Source organism: Bacillus cereus group sp. MYBK216-1, from assembly GCF_051916495.1.
Lineage (GTDB): Bacteria > Bacillota > Bacilli > Bacillales > Bacillaceae_G > Bacillus_A > Bacillus_A thuringiensis_K.
Genome location: NZ_JBQAGT010000005.1, coordinates 296958 through 316667 on the forward strand (window position 1 = coordinate 296958; position 19710 = coordinate 316667).

Below are 19710 nucleotides of genomic sequence, written 5' to 3' on the forward strand. Positions count from 1 at the left end.
ATGAAAAAATATGGAGTTTTAGGAGTAATTATTATTATTTTTTTGTTAAGTATTTTTTTTCTTTATAGAGAAAATACAGTGTTAAAAAGAAATAATTCTACTTTGGAAATAGAAAAACAAATTGTTATTGATAATACTGGAAGTTATGATTATCTCAATTCAATTACAGTAGATTCATTTGAAAAAAGAATTAAAAACGGGGATGATATTTTTGTTTATATCGGAAATAGTCAGTGTTCCGATTGTTCTTTTTTCTCAAAAATATTAGAGAAGGAAGTTAAAACTTTTCCTCTTAAAGACTCACTTTATTTAGTAAATATAAGTAATATACATCAAGATAAAAATAGGTGGTTAGCGTTCAAAAAAAGATACGGTTTTGATCAAACGCCAGCATTTTTATTATTTCAACAAGGTAAAGTAAAAAGCATGATTCAGTGGGATGAAAAAAATGGCTTGAGTGAAGAAAATTTTCATAATTGGTTAGAAGAGAATGAAACATTTATTAGGAAACTTGAAATGAAATGATTTGTCACGTTTAGAATTCCAAAAAAATTACCTTCGCAAGATTTTTCAAAATTAGATTATAGAAGAAAAGTTCATAAATGACTACAACAAAGTATGTTAACGAACGAAATGAAATAGCAAAATGCAGCAGAGACAAAGGCTCTTTGTCAAACGGGACTGATGAATGTATTTGGCAAGTAAAAAATGGTTCTTCCCGGAGTTAGTTGAAAAGTCTCATTCTCTCCAAAAGTAGAATCTTTGTCCGCAATGTGGAGAATTTGCATCGACCATACATGATTCTTTTAATAGGCTTTAACTTGTTTATGCTCCCTTCGGCAAGACCTTTATTATTCTCATAAGTTACCGCATTTCTGACAGCTTCAATATCCCGGGCTAATCCATTCGTAAAGCTCTTAAACTCTTGTATATTAGTATTCTTAATTTTCTTAATACAATGGTCGAGATTCTCAACATTCTTTGTGGTGAAGATGTTTTTAAACTCCCATGTTATGTCATAAACTATTTTTACAATAGGGTGTTCTTCGTAATTATTGTTGGTATTATGACGTATGTTCAAGCATATTATTTAACGTGGATGATTCCATAAAGAGAAAAAGAAATAAACTTTTAATTTTTCAGATTATAGTGTATGATGGGAAAGTATTGAAAATTAAATCAGTGATAAACTAGGGGTGCCTAACGTATGCGTAGGCTGAGAGAGAAGCGCGTGAACTTCTTAACCCTTTGGACCTGATCTGGCTCGTACCAGCGTAGGGAAGTTAACGGCTTTACATAATGATGTCTTTATGAGCCAGGTCCTTATTTTTTTATGGACCTGGCTCTTTTTATTTTGGCATGCGCTGGCCATATCTCGTCCTTGTCACGAACAGGGGGGCAACAAAATTTATGAAACAATCTGTTTCAGCTGAGCAAATTGAATTGAAATCGAGTTTACCAGGGAGTAAAAAAGTATATGTGAATGGACCACGAGAAGGTATGAAAGTGCCGATGCGTGAGATTGAACAAAGCGAAACGAATGGCGTTCCAAATCCGCCAATCCGTGTGTATGATACGAGCGGTCCTTATACAGATCCTGCGTATAAGGTCGAGTTGGAAAAAGGTATTCCAACACCGCGCCACTCTTGGATTATGGGGCGTGGTGATGTAGAAGCATACGAAGGGCGCGAAGTGAAACCAGAGGATGACGGTGTGAAAGTGGCTTCGAAGCATACATCTGTTTTCCCGCAAATGGATCGCCAGCCGCTTAGAGCGAAGCAAGGTGCAAACGTTACGCAAATGCACTATGCACGTAATGGCATTATTACGTCTGAGATGGAATATGTTGCGATTCGTGAAGGTGTAGAGCCGGAGTTTGTTCGTAAGGAAATCGCGGAAGGCCGTGCCATTTTACCAGCGAATATTAACCATCCGGAAGCAGAGCCGATGATTATTGGGCGTAACTTCCACGTGAAGGTCAATGCAAATATCGGAAACTCTGCTGTATCTTCTTCTATTGCAGAAGAAGTAGAGAAGATGACGTGGGCAACGCGCTGGGGTGCGGATACGATTATGGATTTATCTACAGGTAAAAACATTCATACGACGCGTGAGTGGATTATTCGTAACGCGCCTGTACCAGTTGGGACTGTACCGATCTATCAAGCGCTGGAAAAAGTAAACGGAATTGCAGAAGATTTAACGTGGGAAGTATATCGTGATACGTTAATTGAGCAGGCGGAGCAAGGCGTTGATTACTTTACGATTCACGCTGGTGTATTGCTTCGTTACATTCCAATCACGGCAAAGCGTACGACAGGTATCGTTTCACGCGGTGGTTCGATTATGGCGCAGTGGTGTTTATTCCATCATAAAGAAAACTTCCTATATACTCATTTTGAAGAGATTTGTGAAATTATGAAACAGTACGATGTTTCGTTCTCTCTTGGAGATGGATTACGTCCAGGGTCTATTGCAGATGCAAATGATGAAGCACAGTTTTCTGAGCTTGAAACACTTGGTGAATTAACCAAAATTGCTTGGAAACATGATGTGCAAGTTATGATCGAAGGACCTGGACACGTACCGATGCACTTAATTAAAGAGAATATGGAGAAAGAGCTTGATATTTGTCAGGGCGCGCCGTTTTACACACTTGGGCCACTAACGACAGATATTGCACCAGGTTATGACCATATTACATCGGCGATTGGAGCTGCGATGATCGGTTGGTTTGGAACGGCGATGCTTTGTTATGTAACGCCGAAAGAACATTTAGGTTTACCGAATAAAGATGATGTACGCACGGGTGTTATTACGTACAAAATTGCAGCGCATGCGGCTGATCTTGCGAAAGGACATAAAACGGCTCATCAGCGTGATGATGCACTTTCAAAAGCACGCTTCGAATTCCGTTGGCGCGATCAATTTAATCTATCTTTAGATCCTGAACGTGCGATGGAATATCACGATGAAACGTTGCCTGCAGAAGGGGCAAAGACAGCTCACTTCTGTTCAATGTGTGGACCGAAGTTTTGTAGTATGAGAATTTCACATGATATTCGTGAATATGCAAAAGAAAATGATTTAGAAACGACAGAAGCAATTGAAAAAGGAATGAAAGAGAAAGCAGAAGAATTTAAAGAAGCTGGTAGTCATTTATATCAATAACACGTTACACCTCTTTACTTGATTGATCACACTGTAGTACCTAACTTTATTATAGAAGAATCCCCATTTGCTAAGACGGTAGCAAATGGGGATTCTGTTGTTTATCCCGCTATTTGTGGGCAGTAAGACCCCCACCTCAAAATTCAGCGGAAGCAAAGAAGTTAGGTGGGGGTCGGGCTGCCCGTAAAAGCCCGATTGGTTAGGGCTAATAATCAGTGGGGGATGAACAAAACCCCCACTGATTAAAGTTTCACTTTATAAGGCAAAGAAGAGGTGTACCCAGTAGAATAAGAGGAATAGTGTGACGACTGTTGTGAGCGGGATAACGATAAGGGATACACTTAAATAGTCTTTCCATTTTACTTTAATTTTGTTTTGTTTCAGAATATACATCCAAATGAGTGAAGCTAGCGTACCAATTGGTAGTAATAGTGAACCGATGTCACTACCAATGATGTTTGCGAGATAGATTGTTTTTAATGTGACTGGATCTAGTCCCATTTCTGTTAATGTGATCGTACCAATCATAAGGGCAGGATGGTTATTGAAGACGTTAGAGAGGATGGATACAAGTCCGCCCATCGCAAAGCTAGCATAGAGTAGATGCTGATTCACAACTGGCTCGAGCCATTGTACAAGTGCAGCTGTTAATCCTGCGTTGTGGAGTCCGTAAATAATGACGTACATAGAGAAGGCGAAAATTAAAATGTGCCACGGTGTCTTTTTCAAAATGTCGACAGGATTTGTTCGTAAGTAGTACCATCTCCAAATGAGAAGAACGAGTGAACCGAGTACCGCAACGATTTCAATTGGTATGGATAAGAAGGATGCAACGAATAGAAGACAGCGCATAAGGAAGACAAAACCTAATACTTTTAACATGAATCTTGTCCGTTTTTGTTTCGTATCAACAGAATTATTTCCTTTTAGTGGATGGAAGTTTTTCGTGAAAAAAATTTCTTCAATATCATATGAAGAAACAGGTAATTTTTTCGGAAGTTTTTTCTTCAAAACTGTATACATGAGCCATGACATAAATAATAAGCCTAATGTTGCAGGTACAAACATCATAGCAGTATGCATATAAAGAGTCATATTAACGATATTTAATGCAATTAAGTTTACGATATTACTTACACCAATTGGTGCACTAGACGCAGTAGCGATTAAAGCGCCACTTAATAAATAAGGAATTTGTTGATGTGGTTTTAATTGAAGGTTTTTTAGAAGAAGAATTAAAATTGGAGTTGTAATTAAAATACTGCCGTCGTTATTAAATGAAAGAGTCATAAGAAAACATAGTAATTGAATATACCAGTATAAACGGTGACCGGACCCTTTTGCTAAATTTGCTAGTTTCGCTGCGGACCAATGGAAGAATCCGAAGCTTTCTAATATAACTGCCATAACAATGGTCGCTAATATTGTTATGGAAGCTCCTCCTATTTTACTAACAATATCTATGACGTCTGGTTTTGATACGATTCCTGTAAAGAGGATAATACCAGCGCCGACCGCTGCTGGCCACGCCTCATTTAAACCTCGAGGCCGCCAAAAGATAACAATCATTGTTAAGAAGAATACAATAATAGTAATCCATATTTCAATGCTCATATTTTGCCTACCTTTCTATTTTCCCTTAAACAGATGTAGCTTGTCTCAAGTTTATATTGGTAGTATATTCAGCAAAAAATAAGAAGAACTAGACGTATAACGAGATGAAGCGAATATGTGTTTTTCATGCTAAAGGACAAGTGTCACTAGTAGTGAAATAACTATTGTGATAGGAGCCTATAAATCGATTGGGCAGTAAGGTAGGAAATGAGATTTATATCGGAAATTTTTAAAATATATCGACTTAACGACAAAATATAATAAGAGGAGTCTATCCCAAAATACCTTTTGGAACAGACTCCAAGGCTATATTATTTTTCCTTCAAAAAAGTACGATCCTTCAAGAATAAATTCCAGAAGAAAATAAATCCTGGTAATAAAATTGCAATCCCAATTGCGTATAGAATGAGCAGTGCATAGAACGTTTCTTTCGTTGTAAAGCTTGTAAATACAGTTACGTCAGGGTAAATAATATACGGTAAATGCGCGACCCCGTAAGCATAGCTTGCAAATGCATATTGAGCGACGACAGCTAAAACAGCAATGCGAGGGAATCCTAGTGTGTTATACTTCTTGTTTGTCCACCAAAGGGACGAGTATCCGATAACGAATAGAACAATAGAAACTGTAAACCATGGGAATTGCTTTATTAATCCTTGCATAAGCCAATGTGTTTCTGGATCCATTACAACGAGAGCGATAATCGCCGTAACAAGTGTTGCAGGGCCAAGTATGATGGCATTCCTTCTATAAAGTTTGTATGCATCTTCTGAACCTTGCTCTCTCGCAAAATCAGCAAGAAAGAGAGAGGAGAGAAATAGTTCAGACGTTAGTCCGAAGAGCATATAACAATAGATAACCGGGCTAGAAAGAAGTTTTCCATACAGGAGTACTTCTCTTCCTTCAGACATTGTAATATACGCTCCCTCTGTAACGGGTAAAACGGTAATTAATAGTGCTGGAATTAAGAGACCAGTAATACCTGAAATAACCCGAAGAAGGTACTGATATTTTGGCAAGGAGTAAGCAAATACCATAAATGTACTACGTACTGCAACGAGTACTAAAATTAACATAACTGGTACGAACATAACGGTTGCAAGAGTAAAGGCCGCTTTCGGAAAGAAGCCGAGAAATGCGACAACGACGAAAACGAGAAACGTATTTGTTACTTCCCAAGTTGGTGATAAGTACCGATTGGCAAGTTTGGCAGCGAGCGTTGGATGTTTTGCGTATACCATGCCCCAAAAACCAGCTCCAAAATCGATGGATCCTAATATACTGTATACGAAAATAAGGGCCCATAAGATGATGATTGCAATACTTTCCTCATGCACGAGAATCGCCTCCTTGGTGTTGTAAATCATTCTTTAATGGATGTCTTCTAAAGAATGTCCGTAGAACAAAGACTGTTAAAATAGCGAGTCCAATATATAAAATGATGAATAAAACAAATAAAGGACCGACGAAATCAGCGCGAGTAGAAGCATCGACTGTACGTTGCATACCATAAATTGTCCATGGCTGACGACCGCTACAACTGAAAATCCATCCGAATTCAATACCGAGCATCATAATTGGTCCGCATGCGGCAGCCCCCCAAAGTAGCCACTTCGGTAGTTCTGTCCCCTTTTTTCGGTAAACGAAGTACCAATATAAGAGAGCAATTGCTGCAACTGCAAAGGTAAACGCAGCAGTGCCGACCATTAAGTTGAACAGTGTATGTGTATAAAATGGTGGCCATGTTTCTTGTGGGAATTCATTTAGACCTTTTACGACAGTGCTAGGGTCTAGTCCCACTAATAAGCTAAGCATGTTTGGAATTTCAAGTGCATAGTTTAGTTCAAGCGTATTAGGATCCACAATCCCGCCAATGGATAGCGGTGCGTGTGATGTCGTTTCAAATAAAGCTTCAGCAGATGCAAGTTTTTCAGGTGAGTGTTTATGTAGGGCGATTGCCGATTCGTGCCCTGAAAGCCACATCGTAGCGCCTGTAATAAATGTCACGACAAGCCCTAATAGTAGCCCCTTTTTATGATAAGCAATTTCACGTGTACTTAAATTTTTCTTCAATAATTTAAATCCAGCGATAGAAGCAATGACAGCCGCACCAGTTGCATAAGCCGTAATAACGACATGGAATGCACTTGTGCCAAAACTCGGATTAAAGAAAGCTTTCCAAGGATCAACGTTAAAAACAGATCCATCTGGATTCATTGAAAATCCTGCTGGTGTATTCATCCATGTATTTGCTGATGTAATAAGAACGGCGGATGCCGTGGCACCAAGCATGACGAAAAATAGCGAGATTAATCTCATAAATGGAGGAAGTTTATCGGCTGCATATACGTAAATTGACATGAATAAAGCCTCCAAAAAGAAGGCAAAAATCTCAATTTGGAAGGGAACAGAAATAACTTGCCCAACAATTTTGGCAAAACCAGGCCAAAGAAGTGAGATTTGCACACCGACAATTGTTCCAGTTGGAATTGCTACACCGAGAAGAATAGCAAACGCCTTTGTCCATCTTTTCGCCATAATGGCATAGTCGGAGTCTTTCTTCCAGTGATAGAGTATTTCGCTTATAAAAATCATCAATGAAAGTCCAACGCCAAGTGTTGCAAAGATAATGTGGAATGCTAATGAAGAACCAAAAAATGCTCTTGCTAATGTTACCGTATCCATATGTAAACTCCTCTTCTTTTTTGCCATTATTTTCTGATTGAATTGGAAGATTTATTCAAAAAAACTACCAAAAATATATATGTATTTAAAAAGTGAATATGATAATATAATGTTGTAATATTTTGAATAGAAAGAAATAAGTAGTTACTTATATTTTGTTTGTTTTTTGCGCAGGAATCTTTTATAATCTTTTATGCGAACATAAGTTCTGTTTTTCGGAAAAGAAGTTTATGTGAAATGGAGAGGGTGTTTTATGTATCCTGAAGTCATTAAAAAGATGGCATTTTCAAAAGAGCATAGAGATTTATTATTGAAGCTATATAATAAAGAAATTACACGTCGTGAATATGATCGACTTGTACAATCGCTATATAAACCTTCTAAAGAGGTTTGTGGGGGATAGAAATGGGGGAGACAATCTAATAGATTGTCTTTTTTAAATTTATGTATGTTCTGATAAAATTAAGGTTAGCCTTACTAGGGAGGTGAAAAGATTGCGGAAACGTTTATATATAGGGATTGGAGTTATCTTCTTAATCGCTTTAGGTGGAATTGTATTTTGGTCAGCTTTACAAGGAAACCGTACAGAAAATTTTATTTTAAGACATATGGTGAATGAAAATGGAACGCTTGCCACGTATCGTTTAGTAGATACTAAGGCAGGTACGGGTGAAGCGAAGGGACGTGAAGCTTTATCAGAATCGGCGGGATTATGGTTACAATATACACTTGATAAAGATGACCAGGCGTTATTTGATGAGCAAGTAAAGGTTATTCAAGATAATTTCGTATATAAGAATCATATCGTTTTATGGAAACTCTCTGAAAAGGGAGAGAGGCAGTCAGCTACAAATGCACTTATAGATGATCTTCGTATTATAGAACAATTATATCGTGCTTATGAAATGTATAAGGAAGAGCGTTATAAAAACCTTGCCGATCAATTAAGTGATGCTGTACTTCGTTATAATAAAAAAGATAATTATTATGTTGATTATTATGATGCAGATGCAGGGAAACAAAATAATTTTGTAACAACATCATACATAAATCCGCGTGCATTCTCTTATATGAAGAAGTACGGTAAAGTTTCTGCTCAGCAATATCAGGAAATTGTTCAATTTTTAGCGGATTATCCAAGGCATGGCTGGGCATTCCCAAAAGAATATAAAGAAGATGGTACATTTAAGTACGATAAAGAAGTGAATCTTATTGACCAATCATACGTTGCATATCATCGAAGTTTAGGTGGTCTTTCATCAGCTGCTTATTTGGAATTTATAAAGAAGAGATTCCAGGAGGATGGAAAGCTATACGGTCGTTACAATTTAGAAACGGGAAAACAAACTGTGAATTATGAATCGCCAGCCGCGTATGGACTAACGATTTTGTACGTACTACAAACAGGTGATACAAAGTTTGCGAAGGAATTGTATGATCATATGTCCACATTCCGAAATGACAACGTATTTAGTAGATATTATGGTGGATATGTAACAGGTGAAAATAATAATACGCATATTTTTGATAATGTACTACCACTTTTAGCTGAAATGGAATTAAAAAAGAGTGACCAATAAAAGGTGCCACCATATGAGGGTGGCACCTTTTATTGGTTGATATAATTTTGCGTCCTAATATTAGAGAAGTAGTCAATCACGAATTCACGGAATTGCTGAGCTGTTTTTGATAAGTATCGCTTTTTTGACCAACTTAATCCGATGGTTCGCTTACAAGCGGGTTCAATAATACGCAACTTGTTTGCTGCTAAAGTAGAGTTTTTTAATAAAGTTAAATTTGGAACAAAAGCGATGCCGAGACCTTGCTTAATGAGGTCGCTAATCACTGTCGGTTCATCTACTTCAAAAGCAATATGCGGAGTGAAACCAGCTTCTTTACAAAATTCATCCGTTAAGTGCCGAAATCCATAGCCAGTATTCATACTAATAAACGGTTCGTCTTTTACTTCATGCAGATGGATACTTTCGCGGTTTGATAACCGATGGCCTGAAGGAACGACTAAGAAAATTTCTTCTGTAATAAGTGGTTCCCAAACAATTTCTTCTCCTTCAACTGGTACAGAGGAAAGACAAAAGTCAATTTCCATATTTTCCAGTTGTCGTTTCATAGAAGGAGTAGACGCAAGAAATTGCTGGAATCGAACATTAGGATGTTCTCGTAAAAAAGAACCTAGTAGTTCTGGTAATATTCTTGGAATAGAAACGGCCATTGTAATAGAGCCTTGTTGTAATTCGGCTAAATCTTTAATTTCTCGTTCCCCTTCACTTAATTCATGAAAAATACGTTCTACCCGTTTTAAAAATACTTTTCCGAAAGAATTTAAAGTAATCTGTCGGCCTTGGCGATCAAATAAAGGGACGCCTAAATCCTTTTCGAGTCTAGCGATTGTTTTGCTGAGTGAAGGTTGCGCGATATGCAATTCTTCAGCTGCCTTTGTCATATGTTCTAGTCGTGCAACTGTCTGAAAGTATTTTAACTGGAGCAGTTCCATTTCGAATCTCCTTTCTATAGACCAAAAGGAATGAATTGATAATTAAAGATGTATTATACAGTATGGAAAGTGACGTGTATAGTAAATCTGTTAAACCATTGTAATGGTGTGAAATTAGGAGAAGGAGTATGTTTCATGAAAGGAATTCAACTTATATTTAAAGATTGGAAAGCGATGTGGCACCATAAACATGGACGTATCGCTTTAATTTTTTTATTAATCGTTCCGTTAATTTATTCAGGATTCTTCTTGGCTGGATATTGGGATCCGTATGGAAAATTAGATAAATTACCTGTTGCGGTTGTGAATTTAGATAAGGGTGCTGTGATGGATGAAAAAACAATTCATGCAGGAGACGATTTTGTTAAAAATTTAAAAGAGAATAAGGAATTGGCTTTTCATTTCGTATCAGAAAAAAATGCTGATGAAGGGTTAAAAGAAGATAAATATTATATGGTTGTTACGATTCCGGAAGATTTCTCTAAAAAGGTAAGTACACTTATGGATGAGAAACCAGAGCCAGCAAAGTTACAGTACAAAGTAAATCCAGGTAAAAACTTTGTAGCAGCTCAAATTGGAACGACAGCTGTTGAAAATATGAAAACAAAAATCTCAAATAGTATTACGAAATCTTATACAGAGGGTGTCTTTTCAAAGTTTCAAGATTTGGCACAAGGATTGAGTGATGCAAGTAATGGGGCTGAGAAGTTACATGAAGGAACGACCGATGCAAAAAATGGAGCGAATCAGCTTGCGGATGGTATTGATCGTTTAAGTGATGGGACATCGAAATTGAAAGAGGGAAGTGAAAAGCTTGCATCCAGTCAATCTGCTTTAACCGGGGGGGCAAATGAGCTGAGTCAAGGAGTGACATCACTTCATAGTGGTATGGAGTTATTAGCACAAGGTGAAAAAACGTTACAATCAGGAGTTAGTGAATTAAGTGCTGGTACAAATGAATGGGTGAGTGGAAGTGAGAAGCTTGCTGAAGGCCAAGTAAAAGCGGATGGTGCAGCTAATAGTGTAAAACAACAATTAGAAGAGTACGTGAAAAATCATCCAGAAGTGCAGCAAGATCCCGCTTTTCAAAAAATTGTTGCTACGTCTAATGGACTAGCTAAAGCAACAAGTACTTTAAATAATAGCCAACAACAATTGACACAAGGAGCGAAGAAGCTTACTGAGGGTCAACATAAGATTGAAGAAGGCATGAATACATTCGGAGTTAAGTTAAATGAAGCTACTGCTGGAACGAAAAAGGTAGCAGATGGTGCATCGAATTTAGCTGATGGATTTACGAAGTGGGGAAATGGATTTACAACAGTACAAGAAGGTGTAAATCAGCTTGCGAGTGGTGGAACGGAGCTGAATAACGGTGCTAGTAAATTAACAAATGGACTTGTTAAACTTGATGATGGTGCGAAAGAACTTTCTACGAAATTGGGAGAGGGCGCAGAGAAGATAGCGGATGTCCGTAATGATGATGCACGCAATACGATGTTCTCAGAGCCAGTTCAGTTAGTGAAGTCAACAGTTTCTGACGTTCCTAACTACGGTTCAGGCATTGCACCATATTTCTTATCACTTGCATTTTATGTTGGCGGAATTATGGCATCGAATATTTTACCTCTTGGCCGCAGACAAAATATGAAGGTAAGCGGAACGGTACATTTTATTAATAAATTAGGATTGGTATATTTAATTGGACTTATTCAAGCGCTACTCGTAGATGTAGTTGTGCTAGGTGTTATGAAACTAGAAGTTGCCAGTGTGCCACTTTTTGTTTTATCAAGTATTGTTATTTCCTTTACGTTCATGACATTTATTCTTATGTTAGTAACAGTATTTGGTCTTGTTGGAAAGTTCTTAGCGGTAACGCTTCTTGTCCTGCAATTAGCGACGAGTGGAGGTACTTTCCCAGGAGAATTAAACATAGCTGTGCTTAGCAAAATTGGACAGTTTCTCCCAATGTCCCATTCTCTTAGAGGATTACAAGATGTTATCTCTTTAGGAGATTGGTCGCAATTACAAATGCAAATTTTAATATTGTTATGTTATCTCGTTGTTGCCGGTGGAATTGCTTGGATCACGAGCCATATACAGCATAAAGAAACGAATGCAGAACAAGTTTCTTAAAATGAAATAAGCTATCCGATTTTTTCGGATAGCTTATTTTTTATTTACGTTCCATTACTGCAAAGTAATTATTTTCATTATCAGCAAAGTTGAATGCTCTACCAGTAGGTAAATCTACAACCTGTCCAACTGTGACATTTTTCTCTGAAAGATCTTTATATAGACGGTCTAAGTCATTTGAGAAGAACATAAGTGAAGGAGTACCTAAGTTTAATTCAGGTTGCATCTTCGCGATTAACGCTTTATCGTGAAGGACGATGCTTGTTCCTGCTTCTTTCGCCGGCGCAATTTCAATCCAGCGGAATCCGTTTCCGTTATTTTCTTCCGCAATGATTTGGAACCCTACTTTTTCTGTCCAAAATTGTACTGTTTCGTCTTGGTTATTTACATATAGCATAATTTGTCCAACTTGATTAATCATAGGTGTCTCTCGCTTTCTTTTTATATGCGTATCATTATATCAAATATATGGCTTGAATAGTTTTTTATGATTTTTTCGGAATACAACCTTCGTCCATTTCATCTTTGTTGTAGGAGAAGGACCTGTAATCCAAGTATGAAATGGTATTGTGCTACAAATGACCATTGTTGAAATAGAGATAATAGCCGTTAACACAAATTGTAATAGGCTATATAATATAGTATTTTCTTGCAGTGTGAATAAAGAAAGAAACTTTGTGCATAGTTGCAAGAAGAATAAGTGAGCTAAATAAGCACCATACGTGTAATTTCCAATGAAACGTAACGTTTTATATAAGAAACCACGACGCTGTACTATCATAATAGATAACACATACAGTATGATAATTTCGCATACGATATATAAAAACATAGATGGTTTTAAATAGGTAGAAACAGTTAAATGAATAGAGTTTGCTCCGTAAAAACTAAACAACTCATAATTGATGAATAAAAATAAGATGAAAAATAATATTGTTATAAGCGGGATATGTTTCATGACGAATAGACGCCAAGTTTTTAGTGCTACAGCGGCAATGCCACCCATAACGAAATAGAATGAGTAGAATAGAAATGATCGATCTGTATAATGTAAAATTGTTGAACTTGTTAATTTTTCTCCATTAAAAATATAGTGAGAAGAGAACCACATTAATAGAAAATATAGGCACGCGAAAAAGGTCATATATTTATATATGTCTTTTTTATTTTCTGTTCGTTTTTGAAACCAATAAAAAAGTGTGCATAGTAAAGGGAACAATAAGTGAATTTGGAACATCATAATAACGTACCAAAGATGGGGCGCGGCTGTTCCGAGTAATAAACTTTTTATTCCACTTTGTAACGTAATAAGATCGTTTGTTGTTAATAGGTAAAGAATAGACCAAAAGAAATAAGGAATGAGTAAGTGTGTCGCTTTTTCAGAAATATATTCTTTATATACTAATTGCTTCGTATAGTGCCGAATTAAGTGAAATCCAACGATAAATATGAATGCTGGTGCTGAGAATTTTGCAAGGTTGAATAGCATGCCCATAATGAGAGATTGCTCAAGTAAGACATTTCCTTGATTCATTGTATATAATAAGGAACTTTGCAAAACAACAGCGAGAAATGCAATGCTTTGCAAAACTTTAAATTCTGGTGCGCTTTGAGTCATTATTTCCATCTCCTTTTCCATACATGATTATAGTACGGAGAATGGATAATGGATGTGGAATATTTGTGAAGATTGTAACAAATTTGTGGCGAGAGGAGATATCAACTTATTAACAAATAACGACAAAAAGAGGATGCTCTAAACGAGCATCCTCTTTCTATCTATTAAGCAAATTTGTTTTTGATCCAATTCTTACCTTCTACAAGGCGAGCTGTCATTACCGCACAAGCGTTATCTGCTGTTACGTTTAACATCGTTGCAGGAGGATCAATAATTGTACTAATTGCTGCAATAATTGGCAATGCTTCTGGCGGGAAACCGTATAGAGATACGATTAACATTTCACCGATCATACCGCCGCCTGGAATAGCACCCATTACTGTTCCTACTAATAAAGAAACAACAAGTGCGATTGCTAATGTTTTCGGTCCTTCAAATTCCATGTTGAAAATACCGAATAAGAAAGCGATTTTTAATACGCCGCCTAAAACAGAGCCATCTTTATGAAGAGTAGAACCAAGAAGGACAACTGTTTCACGAACGTCTGAAGAAATACCCATTTTCTTTGTTGCTTCTAAGTTTGCTGGAATACTTGCGGCACTACTACAAGTTGCAAGTGATGTAACTGTAGGAGAGACCATGTTCTTCCAAAATACTTGTACACCTTGCTTGCGACCTGCAAGGTATGCATAGAATGTGAAGAATACAAAGAAATAAATTAGAGAAGCAGGATAGTATACCATTGCTGCTCGGAAGTAAGTTCCAAGAAGTTGTGGTCCGAATTCACCAACTAATGCTGCGAAGTAAGCAGCAAGTCCGATTGGAGCGTAATACATAATGAAAGATACAACTTTCATTGAAATTTCTGCACCAGCTTGTAGGAATGTAGCGAATGGCTTTCCTTTTTCGCCAACTGCTGAAGTTGCAATCCCCATTAAAATAGAGAAGAAAATAAGAGCTAACATATTTTCACGAGATAGTAACTTAGAGAAGTCAGATACTGTTAAAATACCGACGATTTGATCTGCAACACTAACAGCTTTACCAGCTTTGTCAGGTTGTGTTAGTTCTAGTACAACACCTTGTGCTGGCGGGAATACTTTCACGACAATAATCATAAAAATAGCAGCTAAAATACTTGTAAATAAGAAAGTCCCAGCCATACTAGACATAATTTTACCGAAACGTTTTAATCCATCCATATTAGCAATAGACGATGCGATGCTAAAGAACACTAAAGGTACAACAATCGTAAACATTAAGTTTAAGAAAATATCACCAAGCGGCTTTAAAGCAACTGCATCGGCACCCATGAAATAACCAATGAAACCACCAATTAGGATAGAAGATAATAAAATAAGTGGAAAGCGATATGCCTTCATAAATATATCCTCCTATCAATTAAAAAAATTCATACTGAATCATTATAGCGAGTTAGAGTCCTCTTTACTAGGAGAATACGGATAAATGGAATAGCGTGAAAACCAAGAAATTTTTGTTTTTAAGCTCGGCATACAGCAGGAAATCTAGACATATATATTTGTAAACTAGTGGTGGCAAGGGATGCACCATAACTTAGGCTTAATAAAAGGGGGAGGGAAGCGGAATGAATATTTTGCTTTGCTGTGCAGCGGGAATGTCTTCCAGTTTGATTGTTACAAAGATGGAGAAAGCAGCAGAGGCAAGAGGAATAGAGGTAAAGATTTGGGCTGTATCAGGTTCTGAAGTAAATAGCCATATTGATAAAGCCGATGTACTTTTACTTGGACCACAAGTACGTTATTTATTACCGAAGATGAAAGAATTATGTAAGGATAAAGGGATACCTGTTGATGTCATTCAATCCGTTCATTACGGACTTTGTAATGGAGAAGCTATCTTGCAAGCAGCTTTGTCAATGAAACCATGAGGAGAGTGGGATAGATGATACGGTTTTTAGAGAAGTATGTGATGCCGATAGCGGGGAAGGTTGCAGAGCAGAGGCATTTACAAGCGATTCGAGATGGAATTATTTTAACGATGCCGTTCTTAATTATTGGATCATTTTTCCTTATTATTAGTGCGCTACCGATACCGGGATATAACGAGTTTATGGCAGGTTTGTTTGGGGAGAATTGGCAGAGAGCTTTAGGCTATCCAGTTAGTGCAACTTTTAATATAATGGCTTTAATAGCTGTTTTTGGAATCGCTTACAGGCTTGGAGAGTATTATAAAGTGGATGCTTTAGCATCCGGGGCATTGTCGCTTGTGACGTTTTTACTTGCGACTCCATTCCAAGTTGCATATATTATACCAAGTACAAAAGAGAGTGTACTTGTAGAAGGCGCTATCCCAGCTGTATTAATGGGAAGCCAAGGGTTATTTGTAGCAATGATTATTGCACTTATATCTACTGAACTTTATCGATTTATTGTACAAAAAAAGATAATTATAAAGATGCCAGAGACAGTTCCACCAGCTGTCACGCGTTCATTTGCGGCACTTGTTCCAGGATTTATTGTTGTAACAGTTATTTGGATTTTACGCTTAATTATAGAAAATACTTCTTTTGGCAGTATCCATAATATTGTAGGACAAATTTTACAGGAGCCACTTAGTGTACTTGGTGCTAGTCTTTGGGGCGCAATAATAGCAGTTATTCTCGTTCATGTTCTTTGGTCGTGTGGAATTCATGGTGCTACTATTGTTGGTGGTGTAATGAGCCCCGTTTGGTTATCGTTAATGGATCAAAACCGAGTGGCTTTTCAAGCTGGGCAAGATGTACCAAATACGATTACGGCACAGTTTTTTGATTTATGGATTTATATGGGCGGTTCTGGTGCAACGCTTGCTCTAGTTGTCGGAATGTTACTATTTGCACGAAGTCAACAATTAAAAAGTTTAGGGAGATTGTCAATTGCACCTGGTATATTTAATATTAATGAGATGGTAACTTTTGGTATGCCGATTGTAATGAACCCACTTTTACTAATTCCATTTATATTAGTTCCAGTTGTGTTAACAATTGTTTCTTACTTTGCAATGGAATGGGGATGGGTTGCACGTCCAAGTGGGGCCGCTGTACCTTGGACGACACCTATTCTTTTTAGTGGATATTTAGGATCGGGCGGGAAAATTTCAGGTGTTATTTTACAACTTGTTAACTTTGCGCTAGCATTCTTCATTTATTTACCGTTCTTAAAAATATGGGATAAACAAAAACTGGCGGAAGAAAAGGGGGAGTAAAGAACTACAATGGATACGATAGAGACGAAAGCTTTTCATTTAATCTTGCATGGGGGAAACGCGAGAAGTTGTTCAATGGAAGCAATTGATTGTGCGAAGCGTGGGGAGTTTACAGAAGCTGAAGCTAAATTACAAGAAGCACTAGAGGAATTAAAAGAGGCGCACCGTGTACAAACGGAGCTCATACAGAAAGAAGCTGGTGGTGAAAAGACGGAAGTTACCCTTCTGATGGTGCATGCGCAAGATCATTTAATGAATGCGATTACGGTGAAGGAATTAGCGAGTGAATTTGTAGAATTATATAGGAAGATGTCAGTGACTGAATGAACCTTGCGTATGCAAGGTTTTTTTATCCCGCATTAACGGGCAGTAAAACTCCCACCTGAAAATGTGGCTGGAGCAAGGAAGTTAGGAGGGAGCTTAACTGTCCGTAAAGGCCCGATTGGTTCAACTAATAATTAGTGGGAGATGAACAAAACCCCCACTAATTAAAGTTTCACTTTATGTATGTGTCTGTACCATCAGTGGAATGTTCGTTCCACTGATGGTATTTACACTCCTCCTTTTTACAAATGAATAAGAGCGGTATTTAATCAGTATTTACAATCTCTCCTATACCACGAATTAGTTTTTTTATATGCATCTCATTTGGTTTTAATATACTTACGATATAATCAATCGCTATTTGCGGTTCAACGGTCGTACCGCACGTATAACAATCAATCGCGGCAAAGTTTTTTTCTGGATAAGTGTGAATAGAAAGGTGGCTTTCTGATAGTAAAACTAAAACAGTAACACCATGCGGATCAAATTCTTTTGTACTTACGTTTAAAACATGGGCACCAGAGAGATCGGCAGCGTTAACTAAATGATGTTCTAAAAAGTACATATCATCTAATAGGGAAAAATCCACTCCCCACAAATCTACTATTATATGCTTACCGAAAGTAGAATATTCCATAAGGTAGCACTCCTTCCTGTGATATCGTCAAAACTCCATTTCCTTTTTGTAACATTGGTGTAAGATAAGATTTGATTCTGAATTTAAAAGAGCGAGGTTACGTTGTTCTAGATGTTCTTCTTTAAATTGAAATAAAGGAAAAAGAAGAGAAGGCAATGTTCGAGGAGTTGGTACTACGTATAATTGCTCAATTTGATCGAGTACATAGGCAGAATTAGCGGCAATATGAAATCCCCAGTCAGTTCCGAAAGAAGGAACGATTGTATGATAACTTTTCACAGTTAATCCCGCATGTTCAATTGTTTTACCAATACTCCAATATACTAGTGGTGCATCAGCGGGTGAATTAGATTGGCAGACGAACGCGCCGTCTTCTGTTAAGAATGTAGCTATACGAGCAAAAAGTTCGCTTGTATATAAAGTACTTAACAACTCTGTCGCTGGGTCTGGGAAATCAATAATGATTACATCGTATAAAGAGGAAGGAGAGCTTAAAAATTCTTTTGCATCACATACGTGTGTATTTACACGATTATCAAAAAATGCACTTTTGTTTAAAGAAACTAATTCAGGAACATTACGAGCCATATCAATCATCGATCCATCTAAGTCAACAAGGTCTACATGTAGTACAGTTTCATATTTTAAAACTTCTCGCAGGGCAAGACCATCGCCACCGCCTAATATGAGAACACGTTTTGGATCAATTACTTTTGACATAATTGGATGCACAAGTGCTTCATGATAAATTTGCTCATCGACGGAACTGAATTGTAGTTGCTTGTCCAAATATAAACGGATATCGCTAACTTGCAACAAATTAATATTTTGATAATTACTTTGTTCCGCAAATAAATTTGTATGTTCACCAGCTTGTATTTCCTTTAGAGAAATTTCATCCCATATATCTAAGTTGTGTGAATCTGTGGGTACTATGACTACATTTTCCGATTGTACTTGATTATCTTGTTTGTCCTGCTTATTTTCTACCTCCTGCTGTTCTAGTTCAAATTTGTTAGAGTCTAATTCAGAACGCTTGTCTTTTTTATAGCTTGTTATTCTATAAATCTTTATTTTGCTTTGTTTTCTATGTTTTGGCATAGGAATCCCCTTTCGAATTCTGTTATTTTATTCTATTCTATGTAATTTAGTAGAGTTTGCTTGGACAATAGATAGAGGAGTTTTTTTAATAGATTTTCACGCTAAAAAAATTTTTTTAGTGTTTTTTTGTTTTAAACACAACTAGACAACTAAACACTAATCTATTTTCATACAGTTATGTGTTAAAAGCGTGTTGTTTTATAACACACTGTGTGTTTTTTAGACGACACACTAATTGAAAGCGTTAACACACAAAGAAAATGCTCGAAAAAGCACTGATTTTAGTGCTTTTAAAAAGTTGGCACGCTAATTGCATTAATAAATAGCGTAAAGAAAAATAAATAAAACATAAATTTTTTATACTACACAAGGGGGATTTTCAAATGAATATTTTATTATGTTGCTCAGCAGGGATGTCTACAAGTTTACTAGTTACAAAAATGGAAGCGGCTGCAAAAGCTCGCGGTTTAGAAGGAAAGATTTGGGCTGTATCTGGGGATGCAGTAAAAAACAATATCGACCAAGCAGATGTGTTATTACTAGGACCACAAGTTCGTTACATGCTCTCTTCAATGAAAACGCTTGCCGACGAGAAAAATGTTGGAATCGACGTTATTAATCCAATGCACTACGGCATGATGAATGGAGAAGCAGTTTTAGATCACGCATTAACACTAAAAAAATAAT

General features: G+C 37.1%; 19 protein-coding genes, 1 pseudogene and 1 riboswitch. Of the genes and pseudogenes, 10 read left to right on the plus strand and 10 right to left on the minus strand.

Going from position 1 to position 19710, the window contains the following annotated elements; genetic code table 11:
* Positions 1-525 carry a thioredoxin family protein gene (locus ACTFRH_RS19710; protein WP_000759842.1) on the plus strand — a complete coding sequence of 175 codons (525 nt, stop codon included), beginning with the start codon at positions 1-3 and terminating at the stop codon, positions 523-525.
* A 199-nt stretch (positions 526-724) separates the two neighbouring features.
* Here ACTFRH_RS19710 and ACTFRH_RS19715 read toward each other — a convergent pair whose 3' ends face one another.
* Entirely contained in the window at positions 725-1036 is a 312-nt protein-coding gene (locus ACTFRH_RS19715; protein WP_420042255.1) for a transposase, read from the minus strand.
* Positions 1037-1039: 3 nt separating this feature from the next.
* Here ACTFRH_RS19715 and ACTFRH_RS19720 point away from each other — a divergent pair.
* Positions 1040-1111: pseudogene (locus ACTFRH_RS19720) on the plus strand (L-lactate permease); the annotation flags it as partial.
* 71 nt (positions 1112-1182) lie between these two features.
* A riboswitch (TPP riboswitch) is annotated at positions 1183-1298 on the plus strand.
* Between the two features lie 112 nt (positions 1299-1410).
* The gene (gene thiC / locus ACTFRH_RS19725) at positions 1411-3171 is read left to right on the plus strand and encodes a phosphomethylpyrimidine synthase ThiC (RefSeq protein ID WP_000814492.1); all 1761 of its coding nucleotides are present in this window, start codon (positions 1411-1413) and stop codon (positions 3169-3171) included.
* Between the two features lie 255 nt (positions 3172-3426).
* On the opposite strand, the gene ACTFRH_RS19730 is transcribed toward thiC, so the two are convergent.
* From ACTFRH_RS19730 to cydA, 3 genes are all read right to left on the minus strand, one after another.
* Positions 3427-4785 carry an arsenic transporter gene (locus ACTFRH_RS19730; RefSeq protein ID WP_000021146.1) on the minus strand — a complete coding sequence of 453 codons (1359 nt, stop codon included), beginning with the start codon at positions 4783-4785 and terminating at the stop codon, positions 3427-3429.
* 311 nt (positions 4786-5096) lie between these two features.
* A complete protein-coding gene (locus tag ACTFRH_RS19735) occupies positions 5097-6122 on the minus strand; it encodes a cytochrome d ubiquinol oxidase subunit II (RefSeq protein ID WP_000544189.1) in 1026 nt (341 codons plus the stop codon).
* Complete coding sequence (gene cydA, locus ACTFRH_RS19740; RefSeq protein WP_000381974.1) at positions 6115-7470, minus strand: cytochrome ubiquinol oxidase subunit I; 1356 nt, start codon at positions 7468-7470, stop codon at positions 6115-6117. Before cydA ends, ACTFRH_RS19735 begins: the two co-directional genes overlap by 8 nt.
* Positions 7471-7723: 253 nt before the next feature.
* Between cydA and ACTFRH_RS19745 the strand changes: the two genes are divergently transcribed.
* Entirely contained in the window at positions 7724-7873 is a 150-nt protein-coding gene (locus tag ACTFRH_RS19745) for a hypothetical protein (protein ID WP_000283180.1), read from the plus strand.
* A gap of 91 nt (positions 7874-7964) precedes the next feature.
* Entirely contained in the window at positions 7965-9050 is a 1086-nt protein-coding gene (locus ACTFRH_RS19750) for a hypothetical protein (protein WP_001231674.1), read from the plus strand.
* Between the two features lie 29 nt (positions 9051-9079).
* Here ACTFRH_RS19750 and ACTFRH_RS19755 read toward each other — a convergent pair whose 3' ends face one another.
* Positions 9080-9982: a LysR family transcriptional regulator gene (locus ACTFRH_RS19755; protein ID WP_000421919.1), complete on the minus strand. Its 903-nt coding sequence runs from the start codon at positions 9980-9982 to the stop codon at positions 9080-9082.
* A gap of 135 nt (positions 9983-10117) precedes the next feature.
* Between ACTFRH_RS19755 and ACTFRH_RS19760 the strand changes: the two genes are divergently transcribed.
* A complete protein-coding gene (locus ACTFRH_RS19760) occupies positions 10118-12118 on the plus strand; it encodes a YhgE/Pip domain-containing protein (protein ID WP_000676319.1) in 2001 nt (666 codons plus the stop codon).
* A 40-nt stretch (positions 12119-12158) separates the two neighbouring features.
* Here the strand turns inward: ACTFRH_RS19760 and ACTFRH_RS19765 are convergent, their stop codons facing one another.
* From ACTFRH_RS19765 to ACTFRH_RS19775, 3 genes are all read right to left on the minus strand, one after another.
* On the minus strand, positions 12159-12539 hold the full coding sequence (locus ACTFRH_RS19765; protein WP_000610157.1) for a VOC family protein: 381 nt from the start codon (positions 12537-12539) through the stop codon (positions 12159-12161).
* 39 nt (positions 12540-12578) lie between these two features.
* Entirely contained in the window at positions 12579-13736 is a 1158-nt protein-coding gene (locus ACTFRH_RS19770) for an acyltransferase (RefSeq protein ID WP_000194341.1), read from the minus strand.
* A 164-nt stretch (positions 13737-13900) separates the two neighbouring features.
* A complete protein-coding gene (locus tag ACTFRH_RS19775; protein WP_000649376.1) occupies positions 13901-15118 on the minus strand; it encodes a dicarboxylate/amino acid:cation symporter in 1218 nt (405 codons plus the stop codon).
* A gap of 224 nt (positions 15119-15342) precedes the next feature.
* On the opposite strand from ACTFRH_RS19775, the gene ACTFRH_RS19780 reads away from it, so the two are divergent.
* From ACTFRH_RS19780 to ACTFRH_RS19790, 3 genes are read left to right on the plus strand one after another with little or no spacing between them, the layout of a single operon-like run.
* A complete protein-coding gene (locus tag ACTFRH_RS19780; protein ID WP_001023543.1) occupies positions 15343-15645 on the plus strand; it encodes a PTS sugar transporter subunit IIB in 303 nt (100 codons plus the stop codon).
* 14 nt (positions 15646-15659) lie between these two features.
* On the plus strand, positions 15660-16961 hold the full coding sequence (celB, locus tag ACTFRH_RS19785; RefSeq protein ID WP_000617768.1) for a PTS cellobiose transporter subunit IIC: 1302 nt from the start codon (positions 15660-15662) through the stop codon (positions 16959-16961).
* A 9-nt stretch (positions 16962-16970) separates the two neighbouring features.
* Positions 16971-17288 (plus strand): PTS lactose/cellobiose transporter subunit IIA, encoded by a 318-nt coding sequence (locus ACTFRH_RS19790; RefSeq protein WP_000379647.1) that lies wholly within the window; start codon positions 16971-16973, stop codon positions 17286-17288.
* Between the two features lie 262 nt (positions 17289-17550).
* On the opposite strand, the gene speD is transcribed toward ACTFRH_RS19790, so the two are convergent.
* Entirely contained in the window at positions 17551-17922 is a 372-nt protein-coding gene (speD, locus tag ACTFRH_RS19795) for an adenosylmethionine decarboxylase (RefSeq protein ID WP_000456835.1), read from the minus strand.
* A 27-nt stretch (positions 17923-17949) separates the two neighbouring features.
* Positions 17950-19023, minus strand: a complete 1074-nt coding sequence (locus ACTFRH_RS19800; RefSeq protein WP_001123980.1) for a polyamine aminopropyltransferase — start codon at positions 19021-19023, stop codon at positions 17950-17952.
* Between the two features lie 383 nt (positions 19024-19406).
* Here ACTFRH_RS19800 and ACTFRH_RS19805 point away from each other — a divergent pair, with 383 nt between their 5' ends.
* Positions 19407-19709: a PTS sugar transporter subunit IIB gene (locus tag ACTFRH_RS19805; protein ID WP_001023563.1), complete on the plus strand. Its 303-nt coding sequence runs from the start codon at positions 19407-19409 to the stop codon at positions 19707-19709.
* Position 19710 lies beyond the last annotated feature (1 nt).